The organism is Cyclobacterium qasimii M12-11B (genome assembly GCF_000427295.1).
Taxonomy (GTDB): domain Bacteria; phylum Bacteroidota; class Bacteroidia; order Cytophagales; family Cyclobacteriaceae; genus Cyclobacterium; species Cyclobacterium qasimii.
Window position 1 is genome coordinate 26,331 of record NZ_ATNM01000099.1, and the last position, 18,926, is coordinate 45,256.

The following is an 18,926-nucleotide window of genomic DNA, read 5'->3' on the forward strand; positions in this document are numbered from 1 at the left end:
ATTTTGACAGATTAACTTTTCATTCATTTACCGTTTACTCTTGCTCTACTTTTGGGAGATTTAAAGGAACGAAGTGATGCTGAATGGTATCGGATGACACATCCCAAACTCTAAATCCATAAGGTCTATCGTCGAAATTCTTACTGGTAGTTTCACCGCTGACAAACTGAATGTTTTCATAATTGTTAACCAACAATTTATGTGTATGTCCTGACAAATACGCCAAAACATTGTTGCTTTTAAACAAGTCCAAAATCCATTTGCGTTTTACTGGAGGTATATTGTAATATTTCTCTTCTTCCTCTGGATTTTCCAGGAATATAGGATAGTGCCCAATAACGAATATGGGAAGTTTTTTAGCCTCCTGAATTTTAAGGGTCTCTTCAAACCATTTGTCCTGTTTAACTGATTCGTTCGCTACATCAACTTTCCATAACTGGGTATTGGTCACAATAAACGAGTATCCTTTGTTTTGAAAATCGAAATAATCTTCTCCTATCGTTTTTCTGTAAAAGCTAAGCGTTGTATCATTTGGCACGTTTCCAACATCATGATTTCCAGGTGCCAAATGGCTTGGCACTTTTAGCGTCTCCAGAATTGCCAAAAAATCTGAATAGGAACTGTCAGTGGCATTGTGAACCAGGTCACCGCATATCACGGCAAAGTCAGGATTGAGTTCATTTATTTGTTCAACGGCCTGTTTGAATGTCATTATGTCATGCTCATAACCTCCCATTCCCAACTGGGTATCACACAACTGTACAAAACTAAACGGCTGCTGCGCTTTTTCAGCACAAGAGAAACAAAAGGCAAGTAGTCCAACAATTATAAAGGTTTTCAAACGCAAAATCATCCGGTTTAATTTTATAGAAATAGCACAAAAGCTTAGCAACGCAAACAAATATAATCAAAAGATTTTACGGGGTCCCTACCAACATCTGCGAATTTAATATTATCCAAAAGCCTGAAATCATTTCTAAATCAAGCAATGACTTTTACAGGTTTTAAAATCCCTTAGCACTCAATGCTGCTGATTGGTTTTTAAAGACGCTATCGATTGGGCCTCAAATACAATGGTACAGTTTTGTATCTCTATTCAATTTTCTTCTTGATAGACCTATCCTCCTATTTTAATCAAAGAAATCGATATCCGTATAGATAGGAAACTTCATCAGGTATTGAAGGGCTGCCTCCACTTTTAGGTCTTCAAACAAAACTTTGTATAGGTTTTCGGTGATGGGGGCTCGTAAATCTGTAGACTCCAAAAATAGCTTTATCAATTTTACGGTATTTACCCCCTCAGCTACTTCTTCCATATCGGCCACAACATCGGTAAGTTTTTCTCCTTTGGCCAATCTAAAGCCCAAGGTGTAATTTCTAGATAGCGTGGAATTACAGGTAGTCACCAGGTCACCAACTCCAGCCAGTCCTAAAAATGACTTGGTGCTTCCTCCCATGGCTTTGCCGAGGTAAACCAGTTCTACCATCCCTCTGGAGATCAAAAGTCCTTTGGCATTGTCCCCAAGCCCAAGGCCTGACAATGCACCAGAGGCAATGGCTATGATGTTTTTCAGTACACCTGAAAGCTCCACTCCTATAATATCCGAATTGCCATACACCTGAAAATTGTCGGACCGCAAAAGCTGCTGGCCTTCTCTAATCACCTCATTGTAGCGACTCGCAATCACTGTGGCGCCAGGTTGGTTTTCTAAAAGTTCCTTGGCCAGGTTGGGTCCTGCCAGACATCCGATCCTTTCCACAACCGTTTCCTCCATGATCACCTCACTCATGGTACAGATATTCTTCCGTTGTATTTTTTTAATATTCCCGAGGTCTTTACCTTCAGGAAGGTTAAGAGAAAGCCCCTTGGTACCATGAATTAAAAAATGGTAAGGATGAAGATAGGGGGCAAACCTTACCATTACCTCTCGAAAGGCTGATGAAGGGATCATCGGAAACATGACATTGCACGAATCACAAATCAATTTGGGATCAGTTGTGGCACGTATGCTACTCGCCAATTTCCGATTCTTGACCATATGGGTCTTATTAATCGCTTCCACTACAGCCTCATCCCTGGCATATACCAAGACATTGTTTTTCTCTGCCAGCAAATTGGAAATTGCAGTTCCGAAACTACCGATCCCTATTACCCCTATCGGTTTATTTTCAGATGATTTTTTCCAATTCATATCCATCAAGTCTGTTATGATAATAATACAATAAACTTATATCCTCCGTTACGATATTTCCTGCCTCATTTTTTTTGAGCGGTCTTTTGGCATGATACATCCCTACGTTTTGTAAGCCATGCTGAATAATCTCCTCTAGCCCAGCATTCATATGTGGCGCCATATGGACGGCACCTTCTTCCCTTAATTGCTGTATTCTCGCCAACACCAAACCACAAGCTTCTTTGAAGGTGTCATAGGGCAAGAAAAGATCCTCTTCAGGTAGCCTAAGCAAGCTGAAAAGATCCAGTTTGCTGTTCTGCTTTTTAAGCAGCCTGAATGCCGTAAAAGCCACTAGGTGGCTACTAAAAACCCTGTTTATTTTGTGGAATTCCTCCACTATTCTTTTGCCTAATTTTTTACTGTATTCCTCTTCTCGTTGCAAATCTACATTTACCTTTCCGTCCACCATAAAATAGTCTTTGCAGTCTATGCTTCGACCATGGGCATCTTTACTGTTTCCGTCAGTATCTACATAGTTGCCTAATATATCCATGGCTTTACCTATGGACACGGAAATATCTGATCCTTTTGTGAAGAATTTCACTAAGAATTTAGAGATTTTATACGAAGTAGAGAATTCATCAGACTCGCTGTAATATCGCTCTTGTCCGGTAAAATTTAAGTGTTCTTTTATCAGACTGGGGGCTTCAAGTACAAAATGGTAATTGATCGCTACTGGAACGATGAAAACCTTACCAAACTCAGTATCCCCTTTTTGATAATTGGCTCTTTGGGCTTCAATAGCCGTACTTAGTAAGCCAAGTTTAACTTTCGATTCAATATTTCCACTTCGGGAACGCGTGCCTCCGGGAAAAAACAGGCTGTGACAGCCAAATTGAATGGCTTCTCTGGAATAAGTTTTCAAGGTTTCCAGGTAAACCTGATTTTTTTTACGTCTATCTACCTTATAAGCGCCCAGAGCATTCATAAAATAAGCGAATATCTGGATATTAAATAAATTTAGCCCTGCCCCATAAATGAAAGGTGGCAAGCCCAAAGTACTTATGGTCCAGCCTATAAGTATACTGTCTAGGTTACTGAAATGAGTAGGTACCATCACTATGGTGCCCTTTGAAGCAAGTTCCCTGATTTGATCAGTTTCCCCTATGATCTGAATTTTATCCTGGAGCCGATATTGATTGCTAAAAATCGATTTGAAGCCTTTGACTCTGGAAGTATTTAGCAATCGTGAAAAACCAAAAGACACAAATCTTTTGGTCATTTTATAATGACTGTGTTTGAAATTACTCGCAATCTCTTCCGCATATCTTCTGGTAATTCGAGTAAGCACTTCAAAGTACTCTTGCTTCTTTTTTTCATCCTCAATTTGTTGATCGGAATCCAATGCCAATAGCGCTGCTTTTACTTCTGCCCAAAACTCCTGCTCATCATCAGGATCAACCGCCCAAGAGTTTTGTTTGATCCGCATCCTTTCTTTAAAAAGCGTAATTTCCAACTCCTCTTTAAGCGCCTGTAACTGATTACCAGTAAGCCCTTTAATATTCCCCACACTCGACTCCACCACCTGTTGGATAAATTCTTTACGGCTTTTACTTAGTTTTACCACAGGCCATTCATCCTTCTTGGGGAGGATCGGCTCATACTGGTGTTTAATATAGTCGTCGGTCAAGTTTATGTCGTTTAGTTGTTCAAAGATAACCAAAAATAAAATTCATTAAACAGAATTATCAATTGAGCGGTTTTGTCAATGGTGGAATAGATTGTATTATTGCATCATCTAAAGGTCAAATGAATCAGGATTTAAAGCAGATACAAGCCCCAATAGCCACCGAGATGGCTGATTTTGAGAAGAAATTTCGCACTTTCATGCAAAGTAAGGTGAAATTATTGGATCATATTACCCAATATATTGTCCGGAGAAAAGGAAAGCAAATGCGACCGATGTTTGTTTTCTTAACCGCAGGAGTAAGCGGCAATATTTCAGAATCAACCTATAGAGGAGCGGCTTTAATAGAATTATTGCATACAGCCACCCTCGTACATGATGATGTGGTAGATGATGCCAATTACAGAAGAGGATTTTTCTCCATCAATGCTTTGTGGAAAAATAAAATCGCTGTCTTGGTAGGAGACTATTTGCTCTCCAGAGGCCTTTTACTTAGCGTGGACAACGGTGATTTTGAGCTACTTAAAATCGTTTCCAATGCGGTGCAAGAAATGAGTGAAGGGGAACTTTTACAAATCTCCAAAGCACGGAAACTCGACATTACTGAGGAGGTTTATTACACAATCATCCGTCAAAAAACTGCCAGTCTAATTGCCTCTTGTTGTGCTGTAGGGGCCGCTACTTCTGGCTCTTCTGAGGAAAACATTGAAAAGATGAGACTCTTTGGTGAAAAAGTTGGAATGGCATTCCAGATCAAAGATGATCTTTTTGATTATGGTGAAGATGTTGTCGGGAAACCTGTCGGTATTGATATCAAAGAGAAAAAAAATGACGCTCCCTCTCATATATGCACTCCAAAATGCCACATGGATTGACAAGAAAAAAATCATCTATAAGATTAGAAACAAAAGTGAGCACAAGGCCACCATTAATGAAATCATAGAATTTGTTAAAAAATCAGGTGGACTTGAATATGCTCAAAAAATAATGAACAATTATTACCAGGAAGCCCTAACCTTGTTAGAAAACTTCCCTGAGTCTCCATTCAAAAATTCTTTGACTACCTTGGTAACCTATACCATCGAAAGGAAAAAATAACCCTTAATTCTGCTTTTCCGGAAAAACACTGGGATTTTACGGGAATTTATCCCACTTAAAAATCAATCAAATAAATTAACTTTTTTTATCGGTTGAAATACCTTCAAAATCTAGCTTTAAAGGGATATTGCCTGCGATTTCCCAATGATTACCTACTGATTCATAGCCAATTGGATCAGGGCACCACTACTGTTTATTTTTTAAAAAATAATTGTGTTTCTAGTTAGTATTAGATACTTTTATAGCAATGTGGTAAAAAGTGGGGCAAAGTGGTAAAAAGTGTTTAGCTATTTACTACTTTTGTATCCAGTAATCAGGCAGAACAGATATGGCATCATTTACCGGAGAATTTGAGTGTAAATTGGATGCCAAGGGCAGGTTGGTATTGCCTTCAAAAATGAAGGCTTTAATCCCTGAGTCCTTGGGTCAGGAAATGATGCTGCGCAAAGGTTTGGAACCATGTCTTGAATTGATACCAATGGTCGAAGTAAAAAAAGACCATAATAAACTCGCCAGCCTGGATGACACGGATGATGATGTAAGGTTTTTCAAAAGGTCCTTTTTCAGGAGGGAGTCTACGGTAGATTTAGATGCTACTGGCAGGTTTGTGATTAGCAAAACCATGCTACGCCACGCTGAATTGGAGAGAGAGGCCATCGTGATTGGTATAGGTACAAAAATAGAGATTTGGAACCCAGAATGCTATGAAGCATTCATGTGTAAAGAAGAGAAAAGGTTCAGTGATTTAAACAAAAAATTCTTAGGTAAAAGTGCATAATACAGCCTACCATATTCCCGTAATGCTCGAAGAATGCCTGTCAGGGTTAAACATCGACCCCAATGGTACTTATATAGATTTGACTTTTGGAGGAGGGGGGCATTCCCGTGAAATCCTGAAAAAGCTCGACAAGGGACACTTGTATGGTTTTGACCAAGATCCAGATGCCGAAAAAAATGCTCCAGATGATGAAAATTTCACTTTCGTCATGGCCAATTTCCGGGATTTACGCAGGTATCTTAAAATCTATGGCGTAGACAAAGTAGATGGCATCCTGGCTGATTTGGGCGTTTCCTCTCACCAGATAGATGAACCCTCAAGGGGTTTTTCGACCAGGTTTGAAGGCAAGCTGGATATGCGAATGAGCCAATCAGGAGACCTATCTGCCGACACTATATTGAACACTTATGAAGAGGAAGCGCTTCATAAAATTTTTGGTATTTATGGAGAGATAAGAAATGCAAAAACGCTAGCTAGAGCCATCGTTTCCGCCAGAGCCAATGTCCCATTTGAGTCCATTCAGGAGTTTAAAATTCTTTTAGATAAATATGCTCCCCGTGGCAAATATGCAAAATATTCCGCGCAGGTTTTTCAGGCCCTCCGCATCGAGGTAAACCAGGAAATGCTTGCTTTGGAGGAAATGTTGGAACAAAGCACCAAGCTTTTGAAAAGTGAAGGTAGACTTGTAATCATGAGTTACCATTCCCTGGAAGACCGCATGGTTAAAAACATTATGACCAAGGGCAAACTTCATGGAGACCTTGAAAAGGATTTTTATGGCAACCCCATCAGACCCCTTGAACCAGTAAGCAAAAAGCCAATAGTGGCAGATCAAGAAGAGATCGAAACCAATAAAAGAGCCAGAAGTGCCAAATTGAGGATAGCAAAAAAACTTTGATCATGGGAAGAAACAGCTTTAAAAGTCCGATCAAATCGTCAAGGGACCAGAAGAAATCCAGGTTCAATCCTTTTGCCTTTATTGAGCAAAAGCTGGACATCAGTGCGCTCATTGGTGAGAGTGTTCCTGTAAAATTTGTGCTGCCTCTTTTGTACGCTTCCTTTTTGGCTATGGTATATATCTGGAGCAATTATAAGGCGGAGAACACCATTAGAAAAATTGACCGAATTCAGCAGGAAGTTGAAGACCTGCGCGCAGATGTGACCACTTTGGAAGCAGAGTACATGTATGCTAGTAAACAATCTGAAGTAGCAAAAAAAATTCAGCCCTTGGGCATCGTTGAAATAGAAGAGCCACCACAGAAAATAATATTGGAGAAGTGAATATCAAAAAATCCATATTGCTCCGTGTAAGGCTTTCCTTTTTGGCAGTTTTGCTTATTGCCTGTTCTATTTTTTATAGAATAGGTCATATTCAAATGGCCGAGGGTGATAAATGGCGCCAATTATCCGAGGACATCAATCTAAAATACAGACCTGTAAAAGCCACAAGAGGCAATATCTACGGCACAGAAGGAAGTTTACTGGCCACTAGCCTCCCTTTTTATAGGGTAGCCATTGATCCTTCTATTGACAAGAGTACTGACTGGAAAGCTAGTTTTGATTCTCTCGCAAGGAATTTGTCAGCTTTCTATAAGGATCGATCAGCGAATGCCTACAAAAGAATGATTCTCGATGCCCGTAACGATGGAAAAAAGTACCTGATTTTAAATAGGCACCAAATTAATTATCAGGAAAAAATTGTCATGTCCAATTGGCCTGTCTTCAAAAAAGGAAGAATGGGGGGTGGTGTGATTTTCGAGAAAATTGACAAACGATATCGCCCATTTAAAAATTTAGCCGGAAGAACAATCGGTTTTTTAAATGAAGACCAATATGGCGTCGGTCTGGAATACAGCTTTAATGAATACTTGCAAGGAAGAAACGGGGAAGCCCTGTTTCAAAAAATTGTGGGTGGAAGCTGGAAACCATTGCACGATGCTGATGACATTAAACCAACCGATGGGTTTGATATTGTTACCACACTGGATGTTAATATTCAAGATGTAGCAGAATCTGTTTTATTGAGGCAATTAATCAGCAAGGATGCTGCTTTTGGTTCAGTGATTGTAATGGAAGTGGCCACGGGTCATATCAAAGCCATTGCTAACCTTGAAAAAACCAACAATCTTATGGTTACGGCGAGTATTATAATTATGCAGTCGGGGAACAAGGTTTAACAGAGCCGGGCTCAACTTTCAAGTTGCTTTCTATGATGGCCTTATTGGAAGAAGGAAAGATCAATTTAAACGATAGTATCGATACTGGAGATGGTGTTTATAAATTTTATGATCGATACATGAGAGATGCAAAACGCGGAGGGTATGGAATGCTCACTGTTCGTGATGTGTTTGAGAAATCGTCTAATGTAGGCGTCTCTAAAATGGTGGAAGAACATTTTGGCCATCAACCTCAGCGTTTCATCGATTACATTGAGAAAGCCAATTTGGACAAGCCACTTGGATTTCAATTGAAGGGCGAAGGAATTCCTTATTTCAAAAACCCTAATGATAAAAACTGGTACGGAACTACCCTTCCTTGGATGTCTATAGGTTATGAATTAAAGATCACCCCTTTGCAAACATTGGCTTTTTATAATGCCATTGCAAATGGTGGCGACATGGTAAGGCCCATGATTGTGAAGCAGATTTCCAGAGGAAATACCATTGAAAAGGAATTTAAAACAGAAACATTGTCACGAAATATCGCTTCTAAAAAGACAATTAAACTCCTTCAGGAATTGCTTCAAGGAGTAGTAGATAGAGGAACTGCTCGAAACATTGCTACTGATACTTATTCCATTGCAGGTAAAACTGGCACTGCCCAAAAATTAATAAATGGGAGATACACCCAAAAGTACTATACTTCATTTGCTGGTTATTTCCCAGCAGATCAACCGAAATACAGTGCCATCGTGGTCATTGACAGTCCCAAAGGGTACAATGCTTATGGAGGAGATATTTCTGCTCCGGTTTTTAAGGAAATCGCTGATAAAATTTATGCGCAAGACATGAATATCCAGGAAATGGATAAAAACGATTTCCAACGGGTAAACAACGATGAATTCCCTTATATAAGGGCAGGAAAAGCGGAGGAGTTGCAAATGATTTGTAACAGCATGGGCATCTCCAATCATTACGCAGGAAACAATACTTGGGTACAATCAAGCATTTCTAACAAGTCCATTCAATGGGTGAGCAATGCAGTTGAAAAGCCTGTAGTACCGGATGTTATCGGCATGACATTAAGAGATGCCCTATATATACTAGAAAATAAAGGGCTTAGAGTACAGTTCTCTGGTACAGGAAGGGTAAGTACCCAATCCTTAACCAAAGGAACTGCCTACAAAAGCGACCAAATCATAAAATTATCATTGAGTTGAGCCAACAATTAAAGGACATATTGTACAAAGTTTCGCTGGTTTCTACCAAGGGGAATATGGAAGTGGAAATCACGCAACTGACATTTGACAGTAGAAACGTCAGTGAAGGAGCCGCTTTCATCGCTATCCAGGGAACCCAAGTGGACGGTCATGCCTATATTGAAAAAGCCATAACAAAAGGAGCCAAAGCGATTGTTTGTGAGCATCTTCCAGAAAACTTGAAGGAAGGGATCACTTACGTGCAAGTAGTAAATGCTTCAAGATCTATGGGTTTGATGGCTGCCAACTTTTACGACCATCCTTCAGACAAAATAAAAATAGTAGCGGTGACGGGTACCAATGGTAAAACCACCACAGTAACCTTATTGCACCAGCTTTATACAGAACTGGGCTATTCTGCCGGTTTGATATCTACTGTTGAGAATAAAATTAAAGAGGAGATAATCCCTGCAAGTCATACCACACCAGATACCATTTCAATCAATGAACTGCTGGTCAAAATGCTTGAGGAAGGTTGTACCCATTGCTTCATGGAAGCCAGTTCTCATGCCATTGTACAGGAAAGGACGGCGGGATTAAAATTTGCCGGAGCATTGTTCACTAACCTATCCCATGACCACCTGGATTATCATGGGGACTTTGACCATTATATCAAGGCAAAGAAAAAACTCTTTGACGAATTGCCAAAGGATGCTTTTGCATTGGTGAATGCGGATGATAAAAGAGGCTTGGTCATGCTTCAGAATTCCAAAGCAAGGCACTATACCTTTGCTTTGAAGTATCCAGCAGATTTTAAAGCCCGAATTATAGACAATTCTATTCAAGGCCTTGAAATGGACCTGGACGGGAAATCCGTTTGGTTTAGACTAACAGGCGAATTCAATGCTTACAACCTTTTAGGGGTATTGGGCATTGCCCAGCTTCTTGGAGAAAATGAGGAAGAAGTATTACGTCAGCTCTCAATGCTAAAAGGAGCTGTTGGCAGGTTTGATCTTTTGGTTCAAAATGGCATCACGGCTATAATCGATTATGCGCATACACCTGATGCACTTGAAAACGTATTAAAAACGATCCAAAAACTCCGTACTGGAACAGAAACCCTCATCACAGTAGTAGGCTGCGGTGGCAACAGGGATGTCACGAAAAGGCCTATAATGGCCAAAATCGCTTGCAAATTCAGTAATAAGGTCATCCTTACCTCTGACAATCCAAGAGATGAGGAGCCAATGGCCATCATTAAGGATATGGAGGCAGGCCTAAGCCCAATAGACCAAAGGAAAGTGCTTTCAATTGAAGACAGAAAATCTGCTATTAAAACAGCTTGCCACCTATTACAACCTGGGGACATTGTATTGATCGCAGGAAAGGGCCATGAAACGTACCAGGAAATAAAGGGGGTAAAACATCCTTTTGACGACAAAAAAATAGTTAGTGAACTTTTAAAGCTTTTATTCAAGGATTAAGATGCTGTACCACCTTTTTGACTATATCGACCAAACATTTGATTTCCCTGGAGCAGGTGTATTTAAATACATTTCTTTCAGGGCAGGCATGGCAGCATTGTTTTCCCTGTTGATCACCATCACTTTGGGTAAAACCATTATTGATTGGATCAGAAAAAAATCTATTGGGGAAACGGTAAGAGAACTTGGCCTTCAGGGGCAATTGGAAAAAAAGGGCACTCCTACAATGGGAGGAGTCATGATCATGGCTGCCATTGTTATCCCTACCCTTCTTTTTGCCAATATTTTTAATATTTACATCATTCTTTTGCTGGTAACGACCCTATGGTTGGGAGCCATTGGTTTCCTGGATGATTATATCAAAGTATTCAGAAAGAATAAAGAAGGCCTTGCTGGGAAATTTAAAATTGTTGGTCAGGTCGGAATTGGTATTATCGTAGGCACCACCCTCTATTTCCATGAGGATGTAGTGGTGAGGGAATTTCACGACAGTGTTTCTATAGAAGAAGGAACCGTGGCAACGCCCTCTTTTGAGGATGTTAAGTCCATGAAGACAACGATTCCTTTCCTCAAAAACAATGAGCTAAACTATGATGTGGTTTTCGGTTTTCTGGGAGAAAACTTAACCCCATTTCTCTATATCCTATTGGTAATATTTGTGGTTACAGCAGTTTCTAATGGAGCAAATATTACGGATGGAATTGATGGATTAGCGGCAGGCACTTCGGCAATAATAGGCTTAACCATAGCCATTTATGCCTATATCAGTGGCAATGTCATATTCTCCCAATACCTAAATGTAATGTTTATTCCCAACTCTGGAGAGCTGGTGATTTTCTGCTCTGCATTTGTGGGGGCATGCGTTGGCTTTTTATGGTACAACTCTTACCCTGCACAAGTCTTTATGGGTGATACAGGAAGTCTCATGATAGGTGGTGTGATAGCCGTGCTATCCCTGACCTTAAGAAAGGAATTGCTCCTCCCAATATTGTGTGGAATCTTTCTTATCGAATTGCTATCTGTCATTATTCAAGTAGGTTACTTTAAATACACAAGAAAAAAATATGGTGAGGGAAGAAGGGTCTTTTTGATGTCTCCTTTACACCACCATTATCAGAAAAAAAATATACCTGAAGCCAAAATAACTGTTCGTTTTTGGATTTTGGGAATTTTGTTTGCCATCATGGCATTGGCAACATTAAAATTAAGGTAAATGCAGAAGACAGTAATTTTAGGATCCGGAGAAAGTGGTTTTGGAGCTGCTTTATTGGCCCATAAGCATGGGCACAGGGTTTTTGTGTCTGATGCGGGAAAAATTAAAGCCGAGAAAAAAAACGTATTTCTAGAAAAAGACATCGCTTTTGAGGAAGACCAACACAGTTTGAACATCCTCTTAGATGCGCAAACGGTTGTTAAGTCACCAGGTATACCCTATGAAGCCTCAATAGTTGTCCAATTATTGGCCGCAGGTATAGCCGTAATAGATGAGCTGGAATTTGCACAAAGATTTTCTAAGGGCAAGGTGATAGCCATCACTGGTACCAATGGAAAAACCACCACTACCCTGCTAATCTATCACTTGATGAAAAGTGCTGGTATGGATGTAGGTCTGGCTGGAAATGTTGGTCAAAGCTGGGCATTGCAATTGGTTGAAAAGGATTATAGCTGGTGGGTTTTAGAAGTAAGTAGTTTTCAAATAGAGGGCTTTGTTAATTTGAAACCTACAATCGCCATTCTGTTGAACATTACACCTGATCATTTGGACCGGTATCAGTATAAGCTAGAAAAATATGCTGCCGCAAAGATGAAACTTACAGACAAGATGGTTGAAGGAGACCATTTGATCTTTTATGAGAGCGATCAAAATATATTGAACGCCATGGAAAACAGGATAGGCCAACCTAACCTAATCCCCATTGCCTTGGAAGAACAAACGTTAACCAAGGGATATATTCAGAACAATGAATTACACCTTGGACTTGCTGGAACAGAATGGTCCTGGCCAACAAGTGAAATGGTCCTCCATGGTGAACATAATTTAATCAACACGCTTGCAGCAACATCGGCAGCGATATTGGCAGGTACGGCTATAGAGGAAATCGGACCAGCATTAAAAAGCTTTGTGAATGCTTCCCATAGAATGGAAGAAGTAGCAGAAATCAAAGGCATAAAGTTTATCAATGACAGCAAAGGCACCAATGTAGATGCTACTGCATTTGCACTTAGTGCTTTCCAGGAGCCATTGATATGGATAGCTGGAGGGGTGGACAAGGGAAATGATTACAGCTTATTGGATGATAAAGTAATCGATCATGTCAAAGTGCTGATTTGCCTTGGAAAGGAAAATGAAAAGTTAAAAATAGCTTTCTCAGGTAAAATACCGGTCATTCTAAGCACCGAAGACATAAGAGAAGCAGTACAATGGGCTTCTGATCATGGAACATCAGGAGATGTAGCCCTTTTATCTCCTGCATGCGCAAGTTTTGATTTGTTCAAAAATTACGAGGATAGAGGAGATCAATTTAAAGAGGCGGTAATAAGATTAAAGGATAAAAATTAATGACGAAAGTAAAAATCTGGCTGGAAGACAACTTAAAAGGCGACCTGATTATTTGGGGAATCGTCCTGCTATTGTCTTTAATCAGTATTCTGGCTGTTTACTCAGCTACAGGTTCTCTTGCTTATAGAAGGATGGGTGGAAACACGGAGATCTACCTTTTTAAGCACAGTGCATTGATCCTGGCCAGTCTGGTAGTCATGTGGGCGGTGCACAATATCCCCTACAAATACTTCTCTAAGTTAAGCCTGTTTGCCCTTTGGGTAAGTGTTCCATTGCTGATGATCACTTACTTCTTTGGGTCCACGATCAATGAAGCCAACAGGTGGCTTACAGTACCAATAATAAACCAGGCATTCCAGCCTTCTGATTTGGCCAAATTAGCCCTTATTTCAGCGGTGGCAGGAATGTTAGCAAAACGACAAAGGAAGATTACAGATATTAAAGGAACATTCATCCCTATCATCATTTGGATTGGCATCATCTGCCTGCTTATAGCCATGGCCAATATGTCAACGGCCGTCATGCTACTTGCAACCTGCTTGTTGCTTATGTTTATCGGACGAGTTCCTTTAAAATACCTTTTAGTGGTTGGTATGGTAGGTGCATTGGTGCTTTCTACCGCTATTTTGATGGGACAAAGAGGGGGCGTTTTCTTTTCAAGGATAGAAAAATTCATGGATGATGATCCTGCTGGGATCCCATTCCAGGCCAAGCATTCCTATATCGCCATTGCTACAGGTGGCTTTACGGGCAAAGGTCCTGGAAATAGTGAACAGAGAAATATTCTTCCTCACCCCTATTCAGATTTTATTTATGCCATCATCATTGAAGAGTATGGCATGATTGGAGGTGGATTTGTACTCTTCCTTTACCTGGCCCTACTCTATAGAGGCATGCGCGTAGTCGCCATATCCACCCGGCCATTTGGCGGTTTGTTATCGGCTGGCTTGAGTTTTTCTCTGGTGATACAGGCCATGATAAACATGGGGGTAACCGTAGGGTTGGTACCCATTACGGGATTGCCCTTACCCATGGTAAGTATGGGGGGAACCTCACTGATATTCACGGGGATATCCTTAGGTATTATATTAAGTATTAGCAGAGGTGATCATGAAGATGCCTTTGTTAATGAACAAAAATCGATCAATAGAAAAGTTAAAGTAGCATAAAGAATTGAATAACACTGGAGAAACATATCGAATCATTATTAGTGGTGGAGGCACTGGTGGACATATCTACCCTGCCATAGCTATTGCTAAGGCTTGGAACGAAAAATATCCAGAAAGTGAAGTTTTGTTTGTAGGTGCAGAAGGCAAAATGGAAATGCAAAAAGTACCAGAAGCAGGCTATAAAATAGAGGGGTTGAAGATTGCAGGCTTGCAAAGAAGGCTAACACTAGCAAACTTAAGCTTTCCCTTTAAGGTGTTGAGTAGCCTTCAAAAAGCGAAAAAATAATCAAAAATTTTGATCCACACCTGGTAGTAGGAGTTGGAGGATATGCCAGTGGCCCTGTCCTTTTTGCTGCTCAGCGCAAAGGACTACCTACACTGATACAGGAGCAAAATAGCTATGCCGGATTGACCAATAAACTATTGGCAAGAAACGCTAGTGCCATTTGTGTGGCCTACCCTGACATGGGGCGCTATTTCCCTGAAGCTAAAATCACCTATACCGGAAACCCTGTAAGAAAGGACATCCTTTCGATAGCAGATAAAAAAGCAAAAGCACTGGCTCATTTTGGGATTAACCCTGATTTACCTGTAATCCTCTCCATCGGAGGAAGTCTGGGAGCCAGAACACTCAATCAGGCCCTGCTTCATTCCATGGTAGATTTCGAATCCAAAGGCTACCAGGTTTTATGGCAGACAGGAAAGTTCTATTATGAAAAAACCATGGCAGAAGTAAAGGCCTCTGGTGTCAAAGGGATTTTTCCTTTGGAGTTTATCAAGGACATGGACCTTGCTTATGCTGCTGCAGATCTGGTGATATCCCGGTCTGGTGCTTTATCGGTTTCCGAATTAAGCTTGGTAGGAAAACCAGTGATCTTTATCCCTTCTCCGAATGTGGCTGAAGATCATCAGACCAAAAATGCCATGGCTTATGTTTCGAAAAACGCAGCATTAATCCTTAAGGATGATGAAGCCATTGCGCAATTAGCGCCAATGGTACATTCCTTGCTGAATGACCAAAATAAACGAGACAAATTGTCTCAAGCAATTAAGAAACTGGCAAAGCCTGAGGCAGCCAAAGATATTGTCAAAGTAATGGAAGGATTGATACAATGAATTTAAAAAACTTACATAGCGTCTTTTTTCTAGGAATTGGAGGAATAGGTATGAGTGCCATCGCCAGGTGGTTCAATCATATTGGAGTTCCTGTGTATGGTTATGACAAAACACCATCGCCACTTACAGAAGCGCTTGAGGCGGAAGGAATGCAAATAAGTTACGCAGATGATAGCAATAGTATTCCTGAACCGTTTAAAACTTCGGGTGCTGACAAATTAATTGTCTGGACTCCTGCCGTACCTCAAAGCAGCGAACTGTTCAAGTACTTTGAAGCAAATGGTTTTGCCATCAAGAAAAGAGCTGCAGTTCTGGGTCTGATTACAAGAAACATGGAGTCTGTTGCCATCGCGGGAACGCATGGAAAGACGACTACTTCATCCATGGTTGCACACCTGCTTAAACATGCAGGACACAATACAGCTGCATTTTTAGGGGGCCTTACTCAAAATTATAAAAACAACCTTATTCTTCATGATGAAGGGAGTTCTGAGTCACCAGTAGTAGTGGTGGAAGCCGATGAATTTGATCGTTCTTTTTTACACCTCCACCCTGACCTGAGTATAGTTACCAGCATCGATCCAGACCACCTGGACATTTATGGTGATGCAGAACAATTGATGGAAGGTTTTGCTGCGTTTATCAGGCTTACCAACCCAGGTGGTAAATTGATCATTCATCAGAATGCTTATGAAAAAATCAAGCAAAAAGAAATCGGGACAACCCCGATATTCCAGTACGGCTTGCATTCAGGGAATATCCATGCGGATAATATTAAAGTAGGTACAACCTCCTTTACCTTTGATTATGTAGCAGAAGACCAGCGAATCGATGGGCTTGTATTAGGGGTTCCGGGCTTTCATAATATTGAGAATGCACTAGCAGCAATAGCAGTAGCCATTCATTACGGGCTTTCAAAGGAGGCAATTTCTGCAGGTATAGCTACTTATAAAGGCGTAAAAAGACGATTTGAAAAGATTTACAATAGTGACCGCATCACTTATATCGATGATTATGCGCATCACCCAGAGGAGATTAAAGCTTTTCTGCAGTCTGTAAAAGCAATGTATCCAGACAAGAAAATCACCGCAGTATTTCAACCGCATTTATTTACGCGTACTAGAGATTTTGCCAGTGGTTTTTCTGAAAGTTTGTCCTTGGCAGATGAAGTCATTTTACTAGACATTTATCCTGCAAGGGAGCAGCCAATAGCCGGAATTACTTCGGAGATGTTACTTCCTGAAATCACAAGCCTTAATAAATGCGTGATATCAAAAGACAATTTATTGGCCCATTTGCAACAGCATGTCCCAGAAGTACTGGTAACTATTGGTGCTGGAGACATTGACCGTTTGGTAAAACCAATTGAAAAATGGATAAGAGATGATAAAGAATAAGGGATGGAAACTTAAAAAGTCCTTCCTGATGATAGTATTGGGAGTGACGTTGGTTGGATTTATAGCTTTTACAGAGCATAAGACAGAAAGTCGTGCGCTTTCTGAACTTGAAGTTTATGTAGAGGGTGTGAGTGATGTTTACTTTGTAGATGAAAAGGAAGTAATTGAATTGTTGACCAATGCATTTCCAAGTTTACTAAGCAACACGGCTAAAGAAAAAGTATCTATCCATGCAGTGGAAAAAAAGGTTGAGGCACATCCTTTTGTGAAAAAGGCGGAGGTATTTGAAGATTTAAAGGGCACTTTAATGGTGAAAGTGAGCCAACATGTACCCATTGCAAGAATAGTTCGTCCAATGGCTGCTGATGGGTATATCAGCTCCTCCGGAAAAATTCTTCCAACCTCATCCAACTACACTACAAGAGTTTTGATTCTGACAGGTAGTAAAGCTGAGGCATTGTTAAAAGAAAATGACCTGTCGATTGGAAATGCTCCATTGATGGAGTTAATAAAATTTATCAACTCAGATCCTTTCTGGTTGGCTCAAATCAGTGCTTTAGAACTACTTGCAAATGGAGACATCAATATGTACCAGCAAGTAGGGAAACAAGTGATAGAGTTCGGGAAGCCTGAAGATATTGAAATAAAGTTTAGAAAAATAAAAACCTATTATAAGAAAATCCTACCAGAAAAAGGATGGAATACTTATGACCGGGTCAATGTAAAATATAAGGATCAAATTATTTGTGAATAATTGTTAGCGCTATGGAAAACGAAAAACTCATTGTAGGACTGGATATCGGCACCACAAAAATATGTGCCATTATAGGCAGGAAGAACGAATATGGAAAGCTAGAGGTGTTGGGTATGGGTAAAGCAGTGTCTGATGGCGTAATCAGAGGCATCGTTACCAATATTGACAAAACGGTTAATGCAATTACTAAGGCAGTAAATGAAGCATCCGAAATGTCAAATGTGGACATAGGGGAGGTAATTGTAGGTATAGCAGGCCAACATATCCGTAGCTCTATCCACCATGGTGTGATTATCAGAAACCCAAAAGACGAAGAAATTACGGTCGAGGATGTCCGCAGGTTATCCAATGATATGGAAAACATCGTCGTTCCTCCAGGCAATAGTATTATTCATGTAATGCCGCAAGACTATACGGTGGATTATGAAGAAGGAATTCGTGATCCTGTGGGAATGTCTGGCGCGCGTATGGAAGCAGATTTCCATATCATCACTGCTCAGTCTGCTGCCATAAACAATATTGATCGTTGTGTAAAACGAGCGAACTTACAATCCAAAGCTTTGATCCTTGAGCCTTTGGCAAGTTCTTTATCTGTCCTAAGTGACATGGACAAAGAAGCTGGTGTTTGCTTGGTAGACATTGGTGGTGGCACTACCGATGTAGCCATATTTTACGACAACATCATCAGGCATACCGCTGTAATTCCTTTTGGAGGAAATATTATTACAGCAGATATAAAAGAAGGTTGCATGGTCATGCAACATCAAGCTGAATTGTTGAAAACGAAATTTGGAAAAGCCATAGCCGAAGAAGCCAACCCAAATGAAATAGTATCTATACCTGGATTAAGAAACCGTCCACCAAAAGAAATTTCCGTGAAAAATCTTGCTTCCATTATCCAGGCAAGAATGGAGGAAATAATAGAAATGGTTCAGTCGGAAATTGCAACCAGTGGCGTATACAAGAAACTCGCTGGTGGCATAGTATTAACCGGAGGGGGTTCATTACTTCACGGAGTCGGCCCGCTTTTTGAATACATCACAGGGCTGGACACTAGGATAGGTTATCCAAATGAACATTTAGGCAAGTCTAAGGTGGATGATGTTAAAAGCCCAATGTACGCCACTACTGTAGGGCTGGTATTGGCTGGATTTAGAGGACTGGATGATAGAGAAGATACTTATCGACAGAAAGAGAGCTTAAAAATCCCGGAAGGAAAAAGAGGGTTGAGAACAGACCAGTTAAGCAGTGATATTTTCGGGTCAATCACTAAAAAGCTAAAAAGATTCATTACTGATGATATAGGAGATGACTCCGGACAATATTAATATCAGAAGTAAGGAAAGAAATC

At 40.4% G+C, this 18,926-nt stretch carries 13 protein-coding genes and 3 pseudogenes; 13 read left to right on the top strand and 3 right to left on the bottom strand.

The window, feature by feature from the left end:
• Nucleotides 1-34: 34 nt before the first annotated feature.
• The 3 genes from ADICYQ_RS10840 to ADICYQ_RS10850 form a co-directional block, all read right to left on the bottom strand.
• Complete coding sequence (locus tag ADICYQ_RS10840) at nt 35-847, bottom strand: metallophosphoesterase (RefSeq protein ID WP_161625595.1); 813 nt, start codon at nt 845-847, stop codon at nt 35-37.
• A gap of 283 nt (nt 848-1,130) precedes the next feature.
• Nucleotides 1,131-2,192: an NAD(P)H-dependent glycerol-3-phosphate dehydrogenase gene (locus ADICYQ_RS10845; RefSeq protein ID WP_020892558.1), complete on the bottom strand. Its 1,062-nt coding sequence runs from the start codon at nt 2,190-2,192 to the stop codon at nt 1,131-1,133.
• Nucleotides 2,170-3,864, bottom strand: a complete 1,695-nt coding sequence (locus ADICYQ_RS10850; protein ID WP_040415725.1) for a 1-acyl-sn-glycerol-3-phosphate acyltransferase — start codon at nt 3,862-3,864, stop codon at nt 2,170-2,172. The genes ADICYQ_RS10845 and ADICYQ_RS10850 overlap by 23 nt, the downstream gene beginning before the upstream one ends.
• Before the next feature lie 119 nt (nt 3,865-3,983).
• On the opposite strand from ADICYQ_RS10850, the pseudogene ADICYQ_RS10855 reads away from it, so the two are divergent.
• From ADICYQ_RS10855 to ftsA, 13 genes and pseudogenes are all read left to right on the top strand, one after another.
• Nucleotides 3,984-4,959 (top strand): annotated as a pseudogene (locus tag ADICYQ_RS10855) (polyprenyl synthetase family protein).
• Nucleotides 4,960-5,287: 328 nt separating this feature from the next.
• Entirely contained in the window at nt 5,288-5,737 is a 450-nt protein-coding gene (gene mraZ / locus ADICYQ_RS10860) for a division/cell wall cluster transcriptional repressor MraZ (RefSeq protein WP_020892563.1), read from the top strand.
• Nucleotides 5,730-6,635 (top strand): 16S rRNA (cytosine(1402)-N(4))-methyltransferase RsmH, encoded by a 906-nt coding sequence (gene rsmH, locus ADICYQ_RS10865; protein WP_040415729.1) that lies wholly within the window; start codon nt 5,730-5,732, stop codon nt 6,633-6,635. Before mraZ ends, rsmH begins: the two co-directional genes overlap by 8 nt.
• Before the next feature lie 2 nt (nt 6,636-6,637).
• Entirely contained in the window at nt 6,638-7,018 is a 381-nt protein-coding gene (locus tag ADICYQ_RS10870) for an FtsL-like putative cell division protein (RefSeq protein ID WP_040415732.1), read from the top strand.
• Nucleotides 7,015-9,116 (top strand): annotated as a pseudogene (locus ADICYQ_RS10875) (penicillin-binding protein). Before ADICYQ_RS10870 ends, ADICYQ_RS10875 begins: the two are co-directional and overlap by 4 nt.
• The gene (locus ADICYQ_RS10880) at nt 9,113-10,579 is read left to right on the top strand and encodes a UDP-N-acetylmuramoyl-L-alanyl-D-glutamate--2,6-diaminopimelate ligase (protein ID WP_040415735.1); all 1,467 of its coding nucleotides are present in this window, start codon (nt 9,113-9,115) and stop codon (nt 10,577-10,579) included. Before ADICYQ_RS10875 ends, ADICYQ_RS10880 begins: the two are co-directional and overlap by 4 nt.
• A 1-nt stretch (nt 10,580) precedes the next feature.
• Nucleotides 10,581-11,792: a phospho-N-acetylmuramoyl-pentapeptide-transferase gene (mraY, locus tag ADICYQ_RS10885; protein ID WP_020892569.1), complete on the top strand. Its 1,212-nt coding sequence runs from the start codon at nt 10,581-10,583 to the stop codon at nt 11,790-11,792.
• Nucleotides 11,793-13,139 (top strand): UDP-N-acetylmuramoyl-L-alanine--D-glutamate ligase, encoded by a 1,347-nt coding sequence (gene murD / locus ADICYQ_RS10890; RefSeq protein WP_020892570.1) that lies wholly within the window; start codon nt 11,793-11,795, stop codon nt 13,137-13,139.
• Nucleotides 13,139-14,308, top strand: coding sequence for an FtsW/RodA/SpoVE family cell cycle protein (locus ADICYQ_RS10895; protein ID WP_020892571.1), 1,170 nt, complete (start codon nt 13,139-13,141; stop codon nt 14,306-14,308). The genes murD and ADICYQ_RS10895 overlap by 1 nt, the downstream gene beginning before the upstream one ends.
• 34 nt (nt 14,309-14,342) lie before the next feature.
• Nucleotides 14,343-15,424: pseudogene (murG, locus tag ADICYQ_RS10900) on the top strand (undecaprenyldiphospho-muramoylpentapeptide beta-N-acetylglucosaminyltransferase).
• Complete coding sequence (murC, locus tag ADICYQ_RS10905; protein ID WP_020892574.1) at nt 15,421-16,821, top strand: UDP-N-acetylmuramate--L-alanine ligase; 1,401 nt, start codon at nt 15,421-15,423, stop codon at nt 16,819-16,821. Before murG ends, murC begins: the two are co-directional and overlap by 4 nt.
• On the top strand, nt 16,808-17,575 hold the full coding sequence (locus ADICYQ_RS10910) for a cell division protein FtsQ/DivIB (RefSeq protein ID WP_020892575.1): 768 nt from the start codon (nt 16,808-16,810) through the stop codon (nt 17,573-17,575). Before murC ends, ADICYQ_RS10910 begins: the two co-directional genes overlap by 14 nt.
• 11 nt (nt 17,576-17,586) lie before the next feature.
• Nucleotides 17,587-18,903, top strand: a complete 1,317-nt coding sequence (gene ftsA / locus ADICYQ_RS10915; RefSeq protein ID WP_020892576.1) for a cell division protein FtsA — start codon at nt 17,587-17,589, stop codon at nt 18,901-18,903.
• The last annotated feature ends 23 nt before the right edge of the window (nt 18,904-18,926 follow it).